This is a genomic window from Bacillus sp. GBSW19 (assembly GCF_002998655.1).
Classification (GTDB): Bacteria; Bacillota; Bacilli; order Bacillales; family Bacillaceae; genus Bacillus.
In genome coordinates, this window is record NZ_PVRF01000006.1 from 44,692 (window position 1) to 55,491 (window position 10,800).

Sequence of the window (10,800 nt, forward strand, 5' to 3'; positions counted from 1 at the left end):
TTTAAAATCGAATGGATCACTTAGTTAAAGCGTTAGCATATGACGGAAAAGTCCGAGCATATGCTGCAAACACAACAGATACAATCAACGAAGCACAAAGAAGGCACCATACATGGCCAACAGCATCAGCAGCGATTGGCAGAACAATGACAGCTACAGTCATGATGGGTGCTATGCTGAAAGGCGAAAATAAGCTAACGGTCAAAATTGAAGGCGGTGGACCAATCGGTGCCATCATTGCTGATGGAAACGCAAAAGGTCAGGTGCGCGGATATGTCTCAAACCCACAAGTCCACTTTGACTTAAATGAACATGGCAAGCTGGATGTCAGACGTGCAGTCGGGACATCTGGAACGTTGAGTGTTGTCAAAGATATCGGACTGAAAGATCACTTTACAGGACAAACGGAGATCGTCTCAGGTGAAATTGGAGATGACTTCACTTATTATCTTGTCTCTTCTGAGCAAGTGCCTTCCTCTGTAGGCGTAGGGGTTCTGGTCAATCCAGATAACTCGATCCTTGCAGCAGGCGGTTTCATCATTCAATTGCTGCCTGGAACAGAAGATGCTGTCATCGAAAGACTAGAAAAGCGGCTCTCAACCATTGAACCTATTTCTAAACTCATTGAAAAAGGGATGACACCAGAAGAAATTTTAGAAGAAGTACTCGGAGAAAAACCTCAAATTTTAGAAACTGTACCTGTCGAATTCTCTTGTAACTGCTCAAAAGAACGTTTTGCTAATGGCATTATCAGCCTAGGGAAAGCCGAAATTGACGACATGATTGAACAAGACGGACAAGCAGAAGCTCAATGCCATTTTTGTAACGAAACGTATGTATTTACAAAAGAAGAGCTAGAAGAGCTACGTGAAGAAATAACCCGCTAAGCTCTAAGCAGCGGGTTTTCTTTTTAGAATGGAAAGGAGACGAAAAATGAGACTAAAAGCAAGAGTGGTATGGACATTTATCCTCGTGTTGCTTATGATCAATGCCGTTGTCATTGCATATGTATTAACAAAGTCGCAAATGTCACAGGCTTCTTCAAATGGGAAGAGCGGTGAAGAAATTGCGTCGATTGGAAAAGAGAAGGTGACGCGTCAAGAATGGTTAAAGAAGATGGAAGACCGCTATGGCAAGGCAACACTTGAGCAAATGATTAATCAGAAGGTGGTCAATCAGCTTGCGAAAGAAAACAAGCTTGAGGTGTCTTCAAAAGAGATCAATCGTGAATTGCTCATGCTTAAAGCGGTATCTAATAATTTCTACGAAGATGGACATACGAGTGAAAAGGAATGGAAAGAACAGATTCGTTATCAAATTTTATTAGAGCAGCTTTTAACGAGAGATGCTGTCGTTTCTGAAAAAGAAGCGAAATCCTTTTATGAAAAAAACAAGGACTTATATCAATATGATGATTCATACCGTATTCGTCATATCGTCGTGAAGACAAAAGGCGAAGCTGAAAATGTATTGAAGGATCTGAAAGGCGGATCTAGCTTCGAAGCGGTGGCAGCTGAACGCTCCATTGACCGCTACACCTCTCCATATGGCGGAGATCTTGGGTTTGTGACAGAAGAACAAGAAAGTATACCAGCCCTATACATACAGGAAGCTCAAAAGCTTCAGCCAGACGAATGGACAAAAGAACCGATCGAGACCAAAAACGGGTATGCCATTATTCAACTAAAAGAAAAATTAGATGGCCGCTCCTTCTCTTATGAAGAAGTCAAAGATCAGATCAAAAGGCAGATTGCCATGGAAGACCTAGGTGAAAAGGCGAATGTCAAAACCCTGTGGAAAGAAGCAAAAGTCACATGGTTTTACGATGGCGAGCAGGACTAAAAGCATTGACAAAATTTTTTGAAATTGATAATTTAATATTAATACAATAAAATTACTCGGAGATAGAGGTGTTAGTGATGGCTCGTATTGCAAATTCAGTTTTTGAACTAATAGGAAATACACCAGTCGTTAAATTAAACCGTTTAGTAGATGAAGACAGTGCGGATGTCTACTTGAAACTTGAATATATGAACCCGGGCAGCAGTGTAAAAGATCGTATTGCGTTAGCGATGATCGAAGATGCTGAAGCGAAAGGTACTTTAAAAGCCGGCGACACGCTCATTGAACCAACAAGCGGAAACACAGGGATCGGTCTTGCGATGGTAGCGGCAGCTAAAGGAATTAACGCAATTCTAGTGATGCCAGACACAATGAGTCAGGAGCGCCGCAACCTTTTACGCGCTTATGGTGCAGAGCTTGTATTAACACCAGGTGCAGAAGGAATGAAAGGTGCCATTAAAAAGGCAGAAGAATTGGCAGAAGAGCATGGTTACTTCATGCCTCAGCAATTTAGCAACGAAGCCAATGCGGAGATTCACCGTCGTACTACAGGAAAAGAAATTCTTGAACAGTTTGACGGCGAGCTTGATGCATTTATTGCAGGTGTTGGTACGGGCGGCACGATTACGGGTGCTGGTGAAATCCTAAAAGAAGCCATCCCATCGATTCAGCTTTATGCGGTAGAGCCGACAGATTCTCCTGTATTATCAGGCGGAAAGCCAGGCCCGCATAAAATCCAAGGGATAGGAGCAGGTTTTATCCCTTCAATCTTGAACACGGAAGTATATGACGGTATTATCCAAGTGAAAAACGAAGATGCATTTGAGCTTGCAAGAAAAGCAGCGAAAGAGGAAGGGATCCTTGGCGGTATTTCTTCAGGAGCAGCTATTTACGCAGCACTTCAAACAGCGAAGAAGCTTGGTAAAGGGAAAAAGGTTCTGGCAATCATCCCAAGTAATGGGGAGCGTTATCTCAGTACACCTCTTTATCAATTCGATTAAACCAATTACCCCAGCATTTGCTGGGGTTTTTTTATGAAATCTGTAGATGGAAAGCAAATACTATTTTCTAAATAAATTGGATTGCATTACAATAAGATTAATGAAAATGAAAAAGGATGATAACATGACACAACGCAGGCCGATGGGCATCAAAATTCCTTTTACGAAAGATGCTTTCCTGAAAAGATACGAACAATTAACTGCTGGCGAAACACACCATGTTCTTCTTGAAAGTGCTCGCGGCGGTTCATACAGCATTGCTGGCATTGACCCGGTTGCTAAAGCGAAGGGGAAAGACGGGATGACAACCATCCATTATCAAGATGAGGTGCTGTTCAAAGAAGGCGATCCATTCAGAGCGTTTACGGATTGGTTCCAAACCCTTCAAACCGAAATGAATGAGGAATATCCTGATTTTCAAGGCGGGGCGATTGGATTTTTAAGCTATGATTATGCAAGATATATCGAGCATTTTAAAATGCTGTCCATTGATGACCTGAAAACACCTGATCTTTATTTTCTCGTATTTAATGATGTTGCGGTCTTTGATCATGAAGAAAACGTGCTGTGGCTGATCACTCACACAGAAGGAACGGAACCTGTGAGTGACACTCATCAAAGACTCGAAGATTTGAAGCGAAAGTGGACAAGCTCTTCAGAAGAATCAGCGCAATCTCCTGTTCATGAATCTTCTGCAGAATTTGTACCAGCAGCACCGTTTACCGAAGAAACCTTTGGAGAAGCAGTAGAGAAAATTAAACAATATATCGCAAGCGGTGATGTGTTCCAAGTGAATTTATCCATCAGACAAGATGAACAGCTCCACACACATCCGTATGATTTATTCAAAACGTTACGTCAAGTCAATCCATCTCCGTATATGTCTTATCTGCACACGCCTGATTTCCAGATTGTTTGTGGATCTCCAGAGCTGCTTATTAAGAAAAAGGGGAATCAATTAGAAACAAGACCGATTGCGGGTACAAGATCAAGAGGCAAAGACGACGCTGAGGATCAAGCGCTGGCAAAAGAGCTCATTGAAAATGAAAAAGAACGCGCAGAGCATGTGATGCTCGTGGATCTTGAGCGGAATGACCTTGGACGCGTGTCTACTTATGGCTCAGTAAAAGTGAACGAATTTATGGCGATTGAGAAATATTCACACGTGATGCACATTGTATCCAACGTACAAGGGGAACTGCGTGATGATTGTGATGCAGTAGATGTCATGAGAGCTGTATTCCCAGGCGGAACAATTACAGGTGCTCCAAAGGTGAGAACAATGGAAATCATAGAAGAGCTTGAGCCGACAAGGCGTGGGCTTTATACTGGATCTATAGGCTGGTTTGGATTCAATCAAGATATGCACTTTAACATCGTCATTCGTACGGCGTACTGTACTGAAGGCAAAGCCTTTATGCAGTCGGGTGCTGGGATCGTCATCGATTCTGTACCAAAGCACGAATACAAAGAATCGATTAAAAAAGCCTATGCAGTGAAAAAAGCATTACAGTTGAGCAAAGAAGAGACTATTTTGAGTTAGAGGTGAGCAGAGCATGATATTAATGATTGATAATTATGATTCATTTACGTACAACTTGGTCCAGTATTTAGGTGAGCTTGGAGAAGAATTGATCGTGAAACGGAATGATCAAGTAACCATTCAAGAAATCGAAGAACTCAAGCCGGATTTTCTCATGATTTCCCCGGGGCCATGCAGTCCAGATGAAGCGGGAATTAGTATGGAGGCGATCAAGCACTTTGCGGGAAGTATTCCGATCTTCGGTGTGTGTCTAGGTCATCAATCCATCGCGCAAGTTTTTGGCGGGGATGTCATTCGTGCAGAACGCTTAATGCATGGTAAAACGTCAGAGATTGCTCATGACGGAAAAGGTGTCTTCACTGGACTCCAAAATCCGCTTGTCGCAACGAGATATCATTCATTAATTGTCAAAAACGAGACGCTGCCGGAGTGTTTTGACGCAACAGCCAGCACAAAGGAAGGTGAGCTCATGGCCATTCGCCATAAAGAGCTGCCGATTGAAAGTGTACAGTTTCATCCTGAATCGATTATGACGTCCTTCGGAAAAGAAATGCTTAAAAATTTCATTGAAACCTATCGTAAAAAGGGGCATGAAGTAAACGCATGATCATTTATCTGAACGGTCAGTATATAGAGGAGAAAGACGCGACTCTTTCTCCTTTTGATCATGGTTTTCTATATGGCATCGGTGTATTCGAAACATTTACCAGCCTGGCAGGACAAGTCTTTCTGTTAGATTGGCACCTTGAAAGGCTCAATCAATCATTGCGTGACCTTTGCATCGAATCCACAATAGAGAAACCATTTGTACTCGACATCATTCATACCTTACTAAATAAAAACGAAATAGCCGGTGGACACGCGAGAATTCGCTTCAATGTTTCTGCGGGCAGGGGCAATGGATTTTCTGCAGATCCTTATGAAGAGCCTGTCGTGTTTGTCATGATCTCTCCATTCCGGCCCGAATCTGTTTTAGATGAGAAACAGGGAGTCATTCTTCAAACGAGGAGAAATACCCCGGAAGGTCCAAGGCGCCTCAAGTCTCATCATTATATGAACAACCTGCTGGCTAAAAGAGAAGTGGGAAATGATGCGTCGTTAGAAGGCATCTTTTTAACAAAAGAAAATGATGTGGCAGAAGGAATTACCTCCAATATATTTTGGCGAAAAGGTGATGTGATCTATACACCGTCACTTGATACAGGCATTTTAAATGGAGTCACTCGTCGATATTGTATTGAAACGCTTCAAGCTATGGGGGCTTCACTAAAAGTAGGGCGATACCCAGTCTCGCAATTGCTATCAGCTGATGAGGCATGGATGACCAACTCTGTTCAAGGGATTGTGCCTTTCAGAAGTATAGGAGAAATCTCCTTTCCTCAAAACAGCCGGATCTTCTCAACAAAATTGAGAACACAATATACAAAAGAACGTCTAGATTATAAAGAGTAGGTGGACACAATGACACAACAAGTGATAAAACAGCCTAAAATCATACAAGCCAAGCACCACACCCTTAGTTATGAAGAAAAGACATTGGTCATGGGCATTTTAAATGTCACACCTGACTCTTTTTCAGATGGAGGAAAGTTTAATCAAGTGGATAAAGCGCTGGCTCATGCAGCCCAGCTGATAGAGGACGGGGCACATATCATTGATATAGGCGGAGAATCGACTCGCCCAGGAGCGGCATTTGTCTCAGAACAAGAGGAGCTTTCAAGAGTGATTCCCGTCATTGAAAAGATCACAAAACAATTGGATGTACCGATTTCCATTGATACGTATAAAGCCCATGTTGCAGATGAAGCGGTGAAAGCTGGAGCTTCCATCATTAATGATGTATGGGGAGCGAAGGCAGATCCTCAAATGGCGCATGTGGCAGCGAAGCACAATGTGCCGATTATTTTAATGCACAATCGGCCAGAGCGAAACTACACACATCTGATTTCAGATATGATCGCAGATTTGAAAGAAAGTGTTCAAATTGCAAAACAAGCGGGTGTCCGTGATGACATGATCATATTAGACCCAGGTGTAGGATTTGCGAAAAATAAAGAGGACAATCTCATGGTCTTGAATGAGCTCGAACATTTTTGTCACCTTGGGTATCCACTGCTCTTAGCTACATCTCGAAAGCGATTCATCGGAGCTGTCTTAGACCTGCCGCCGGAAGAACGTACTGAAGGAACGGGAGCCACGGTCTGCCTTGGGATTCAAAAAGGCAGTGCGATGGTTCGTGTACATGATGTAAAAGAAATCGCAAGAATGGCAAAAATGATGGATGCCATGTTGAATAAGGGAGGCGCTTATCATCGATAAAGTATATGTAAATGGAATGGAATTTTACGGCTATCATGGCGTATTTGCAGAAGAAAATAAATTAGGACAGCGATTCCGTGTGGATTTAACAGCTTCACTTGATTTAAGTAAAGCCGGACAAACTGATGACCTCAATGAGACCATTAATTATGCAGAGCTCTACCAAATCTGCAAAAGCATTGTAGAAGGTGAATCAGTCAACCTCGTTGAAACACTGACAGAAAGAATTGCGAACCAAGTGTTAAAGGACTTTCCGACAGTTCAGGAATGTACAGTAAAGGTAATCAAACCAGATCCGCCAATTCCAGGACACTATCAGTCCGTTGCAATTGAAATGACGAGATCACGCACATGAACAATACCGCATACATCGCTTTAGGTTCGAACATAGGTAAAAAGGAAACCTATTTAAAAGAAGCTGTCAAAAAACTGCACGAACATCCAGAGGTTCAAGTAGAATTGATCTCCTCTATATATGAAACAACACCTGTAGGTTACGAAAACCAAGATGACTTTTTAAATATGGCTGTGAAAATTTCCACTTCGCTTCGTCCAAATGAACTACTGGTACTTACTCAGAAAATCGAGCAAGAGTTAGGCAGAACAAGAGAAGTGAGATGGGGACCGCGAACGGCTGACCTTGACATTTTACTTTATAATCGTGAAAATATTGAAACAGAACAGCTTGTAGTACCACATCCTAGAATGTACGAACGTTTATTCGTTCTTGTTCCGATGAGTGAGATTTGCCCAGAAATCGGCGAAGTACAAATAAATGCCGTAACAGACCAAGAAGGTGTAAGTATATGGAAAAAGACATGTGGGGTAGAAGAATTCGTGCATACCGAAAGCTAAAAGGGTATACTCAGGAAGGGTTCGCGAAAAGACTAGGCATCTCTGTCTCTGTCTTAGGAGAAATTGAGCGAGGCAATCGATTACCAACAAACCAATTGGTTGGTCAAATAGCAGATGCTTTAAATATAACGGTGGAAGAACTTTCGCCAATTCTTGAAGAAGGAAGGAGTGGAAATGATGTTTAAAATCGGAGATATCGACATTAAAAACAAAGTGGTGCTCGCGCCTATGGCTGGTGTGTGCAACTCTGCCTTCAGACTGACAGTTAAAGAGTTTGGAGCGGGTTTAGTCTGCGCTGAAATGGTCAGTGACAAAGCGATCCTGATCAACAATGCAAGAACAATGGGTATGCTATACATTGATGAACGTGAAAAACCTTTGAGCCTTCAGATATTTGGAGGTGAAAAAGACACACTCGTTGAAGCAGCAAAGTTTGTAGACCAGAACACAACAGCGGACATTATTGATATTAACATGGGCTGTCCTGTACCGAAGATTACGAAATGTGATGCAGGAGCGAAATGGCTGCTTGATCCAAACAAGATTTATGAAATGGTCTCTGCTGTTGTAGATGCTGTAGATAAACCTGTTACGGTGAAAATGAGAATGGGCTGGGACGAAGATCATATCTTCGCTATCGACAATGCCCGTGCTGTTGAACGAGCAGGTGGACAAGCGGTTGCGCTTCACGGACGGACACGTGTGCAGATGTACGAAGGAACAGCGAATTGGGATATTATAAAAGAGGTCAAACAATCTGTTTCCATCCCTGTCATCGGCAATGGAGATGTCAAAACCCCTCAAGATGCAAAACGTATGCTTGATGAAACAGGTGTAGATGCTGTCATGATCGGAAGAGCCGCACTAGGAAACCCGTGGATGATCTATCGAACGGTTCATTATTTAGAAACGGGTGAACTAAAAGAAGAGCCAAATGTACGTGAGAAGATGTCAGTGTGCAAACTTCACTTAGACAGACTCATTGACCTAAAAGGCGAACACGTGGCTGTCAGAGAAATGAGAAAGCACGCAGCATGGTACTTAAAAGGTGTCCGAGGCAATGCGGACGTAAGAAATCAAATCAATCAAAGTGAAACGAGAGCGGAGCTGGTACAAGTTCTTGATGACTTTACGATCGAAGCCGAGGCAAAAGAGCTTCAAAGTATAAAAGTAGGATAAGACTATCTTTCTTTTTGTAGCTCACTGCTAGTGCATGTACTGGCAGTTTTTCTGCTTTTCTCTGCAAAATACATTATTGGAGTGATATAAATGAGTAATGAAGGGCTTAATAACGAAGAATTAAATGACCAATTCCAGGTCAGACGTGACAAAATGAATAAAATGAGAGAAGAGGGTATCGATCCATTCGGCGAACGATATGACCGCTCTCATCAATCCGCACAAATTATCGCAGAATATGATGAGTTTTCTAAAGAAGACTTAGAAGAAAAGTCTACCCAAGTGACAATCGCTGGACGTATGATGACAAAGCGAGGAAAAGGGAAAGCTGGCTTTGCGCATATACAAGACTTAGAAGGACAAATTCAAATATACGTTCGTAAAGATAGTGTAGGAGAAGAAGCTTACGAGTTATTCAAAAGCTCAGACCTAGGCGATATCATCGGTGTAACAGGAATGGTATTTAAAACGAACGTTGGAGAACTTTCAATTAAAGCGACTAGCTTTGAGGTTCTCACAAAAGCACTTCGCCCGCTTCCTGATAAATATCATGGACTCAAAGATGTTGAACAACGTTATCGTCAGCGCTACCTTGACCTGATTGTAAATCCAGAAAGTAAGCAGACGTTCATCATGCGAAGCAAGATTATTCAATCCATGAGAAGATACTTAGATTCTAAAGGGTACCTAGAAGTTGAAACACCAACAATGCACAGCATCCCTGGTGGTGCATCAGCACGTCCTTTCATTACTCATCACAATGCACTGGATATGCCGCTTTATATGCGTATTGCGATTGAACTGCACTTAAAACGCCTGATTGTCGGTGGCCTAGAGAAAGTATACGAGATTGGCCGTGTATTCCGTAACGAAGGTGTATCAACTCGTCATAACCCAGAATTCACTATGATCGAGCTGTACGAAGCTTACGCAGATTACAAAGACATCATGAACCTAACTGAAAACCTGATTGCTCATATTGCCGAAGAGGTACTAGGAACAACCACTATTCAATATGGAGAAGATGAAATTGATCTCAAGCCTGAATGGAAGAGACTCCATATGGTTGAAGCGGTCAAAGAAGCAACTGGTGTGGACTTTTGGCAGGAGATGTCTGTAGAAGAAGCGAAGCAGCATGCCGCTGATCACGGAATTGAAATCACGAAAAACATGACAGTAGGTCATATCATCAATGAGTTCTTCGAGCAAAAAGTAGAAGAAACATTGGTTCAGCCTACATTTATTTACGGACACCCAGTGGAGATTTCTCCATTAGCTAAGAAAAATCCTGAAGACCCTCGCTTCACTGATCGCTTTGAACTATTTATCGTACGCCGCGAGCATGCTAATGCATTCACAGAGCTAAACGATCCAATCGATCAAAGAGAACGATTCGAAGCTCAATTAAAAGAACGTGAAGAAGGGAATGACGAAGCGCATCTAATGGATGACGATTTTGTTGAAGCATTAGAATATGGTATGCCTCCAACAGGCGGACTAGGAATCGGTATCGACCGGTTAATCATGCTATTAACAAATTCTCCATCAATCAGAGATGTACTGCTTTTCCCACAAATGAGAAACCGTTAATACATCAATCAAAGCGCCATTTTAACTATGGCGCTTTTTATTTTTCATAAAATGAAACTTTTTTTAAAAAAACTATTGCAAGGAAAGAATCAAGATGGTATATTATTATTCGTTGCCGCAAAACAGCAACGAGGTTAAAAAAGAAATTGAAAAAAGTTCTTGACTTTAACCGATGCGAAATGTTAAGATATTAAAGTCGCTTACGAGCGATAATGAAAATGATCTTTGAAAACTAAACAAGACAAAACGTACCTGTTAATTCGAGTTTTTATAAAAAAATCCTATGAAACATCATAGGTAGTCAGTCAAACTGGCGAAAAACAAAACTTCGGTTTTGTACTTTTTCGGAGAGTTTGATCCTGGCTCAGGACGAACGCTGGCGGCGTGCCTAATACATGCAAGTCGAGCGGACAGAAGGGAGCTTGCTCCCGGATGTTAGCGGCGGACGGGTGAGTAACACGTGGGTAACCT

General features: G+C 42.1%; 12 protein-coding genes and 1 rRNA gene. All 13 read left to right on the plus strand.

Going from position 1 to position 10,800, the window contains the following annotated elements; all coding sequences use genetic code 11:
• Nucleotides 1–11: 11 nt before the first annotated feature.
• Nucleotides 12–887, plus strand: a complete 876-nt coding sequence (hslO, locus tag C6344_RS18460; protein WP_060595365.1) for an Hsp33 family molecular chaperone HslO — start codon at nucleotides 12–14, stop codon at nucleotides 885–887.
• A 46-nt stretch (nucleotides 888–933) separates the two neighbouring features.
• Nucleotides 934–1,842: a peptidyl-prolyl cis-trans isomerase gene (locus C6344_RS18465; RefSeq protein ID WP_034665753.1), complete on the plus strand. Its 909-nt coding sequence runs from the start codon at nucleotides 934–936 to the stop codon at nucleotides 1,840–1,842.
• A 77-nt stretch (nucleotides 1,843–1,919) separates the two neighbouring features.
• A complete protein-coding gene (gene cysK, locus C6344_RS18470) occupies nucleotides 1,920–2,843 on the plus strand; it encodes a cysteine synthase A (RefSeq protein ID WP_060595366.1) in 924 nt (307 codons plus the stop codon).
• Nucleotides 2,844–2,967: 124 nt separating this feature from the next.
• Complete coding sequence (gene pabB, locus C6344_RS18475) at nucleotides 2,968–4,386, plus strand: aminodeoxychorismate synthase, component I (protein ID WP_060595367.1); 1,419 nt, start codon at nucleotides 2,968–2,970, stop codon at nucleotides 4,384–4,386.
• Nucleotides 4,387–4,399: 13 nt separating this feature from the next.
• Nucleotides 4,400–4,993, plus strand: a complete 594-nt coding sequence (pabA, locus tag C6344_RS18480) for an aminodeoxychorismate/anthranilate synthase component II (RefSeq protein WP_060595368.1) — start codon at nucleotides 4,400–4,402, stop codon at nucleotides 4,991–4,993.
• Nucleotides 4,990–5,838, plus strand: a complete 849-nt coding sequence (gene pabC, locus C6344_RS18485; RefSeq protein ID WP_060595369.1) for an aminodeoxychorismate lyase — start codon at nucleotides 4,990–4,992, stop codon at nucleotides 5,836–5,838. The genes pabA and pabC overlap by 4 nt, the downstream gene beginning before the upstream one ends.
• Nucleotides 5,839–5,847: 9 nt before the next feature.
• A complete protein-coding gene (folP, locus tag C6344_RS18490; RefSeq protein WP_106071958.1) occupies nucleotides 5,848–6,705 on the plus strand; it encodes a dihydropteroate synthase in 858 nt (285 codons plus the stop codon).
• Nucleotides 6,698–7,060: a dihydroneopterin aldolase gene (gene folB / locus C6344_RS18495; protein WP_034665765.1), complete on the plus strand. Its 363-nt coding sequence runs from the start codon at nucleotides 6,698–6,700 to the stop codon at nucleotides 7,058–7,060. The genes folP and folB overlap by 8 nt, the downstream gene beginning before the upstream one ends.
• Nucleotides 7,057–7,560 carry a 2-amino-4-hydroxy-6-hydroxymethyldihydropteridine diphosphokinase gene (gene folK, locus C6344_RS18500; RefSeq protein ID WP_060595371.1) on the plus strand — a complete coding sequence of 168 codons (504 nt, stop codon included), beginning with the start codon at nucleotides 7,057–7,059 and terminating at the stop codon, nucleotides 7,558–7,560. Before folB ends, folK begins: the two co-directional genes overlap by 4 nt.
• Nucleotides 7,512–7,745, plus strand: a complete 234-nt coding sequence (locus C6344_RS18505) for a helix-turn-helix domain-containing protein (protein WP_106071959.1) — start codon at nucleotides 7,512–7,514, stop codon at nucleotides 7,743–7,745. Before folK ends, C6344_RS18505 begins: the two co-directional genes overlap by 49 nt.
• The gene (dusB, locus tag C6344_RS18510; protein ID WP_034665771.1) at nucleotides 7,738–8,739 is read left to right on the plus strand and encodes a tRNA dihydrouridine synthase DusB; all 1,002 of its coding nucleotides are present in this window, start codon (nucleotides 7,738–7,740) and stop codon (nucleotides 8,737–8,739) included. Before C6344_RS18505 ends, dusB begins: the two co-directional genes overlap by 8 nt.
• A gap of 90 nt (nucleotides 8,740–8,829) precedes the next feature.
• The gene (gene lysS, locus C6344_RS18515) at nucleotides 8,830–10,329 is read left to right on the plus strand and encodes a lysine--tRNA ligase (protein WP_106071960.1); all 1,500 of its coding nucleotides are present in this window, start codon (nucleotides 8,830–8,832) and stop codon (nucleotides 10,327–10,329) included.
• Nucleotides 10,330–10,670: 341 nt separating this feature from the next.
• Nucleotides 10,671–10,800: ribosomal RNA gene (locus tag C6344_RS18520) — 16S ribosomal RNA — on the plus strand; the annotation flags it as partial.

Bases quoted from the DNA above. Each gene is read 5' to 3' on its own strand.
- C6344_RS18465 (WP_034665753.1), top strand. From the start codon at position 934: ATGAGACTAAAAGCAAGAGTGGTATGGACATTTATCCTCGTGTTGCTT.
- dusB (WP_034665771.1), top strand. From the start codon at position 7,738: ATGTTTAAAATCGGAGATATCGACATTAAAAACAAAGTGGTGCTCGCG.
- pabA (WP_060595368.1), top strand. From the start codon at position 4,400: ATGATATTAATGATTGATAATTATGATTCATTTACGTACAACTTGGTC.
- folK (WP_060595371.1), top strand. From the start codon at position 7,057: ATGAACAATACCGCATACATCGCTTTAGGTTCGAACATAGGTAAAAAG.
- C6344_RS18505 (WP_106071959.1), top strand. From the start codon at position 7,512: ATGGAAAAAGACATGTGGGGTAGAAGAATTCGTGCATACCGAAAGCTA.
- folP (WP_106071958.1), top strand. From the start codon at position 5,848: ATGACACAACAAGTGATAAAACAGCCTAAAATCATACAAGCCAAGCAC.
- cysK (WP_060595366.1), top strand. From the start codon at position 1,920: ATGGCTCGTATTGCAAATTCAGTTTTTGAACTAATAGGAAATACACCA.
- pabB (WP_060595367.1), top strand. From the start codon at position 2,968: ATGACACAACGCAGGCCGATGGGCATCAAAATTCCTTTTACGAAAGAT.
- pabC (WP_060595369.1), top strand. From the start codon at position 4,990: ATGATCATTTATCTGAACGGTCAGTATATAGAGGAGAAAGACGCGACT.
- hslO (WP_060595365.1), top strand. From the start codon at position 12: ATGGATCACTTAGTTAAAGCGTTAGCATATGACGGAAAAGTCCGAGCA.
- lysS (WP_106071960.1), top strand. From the start codon at position 8,830: ATGAGTAATGAAGGGCTTAATAACGAAGAATTAAATGACCAATTCCAG.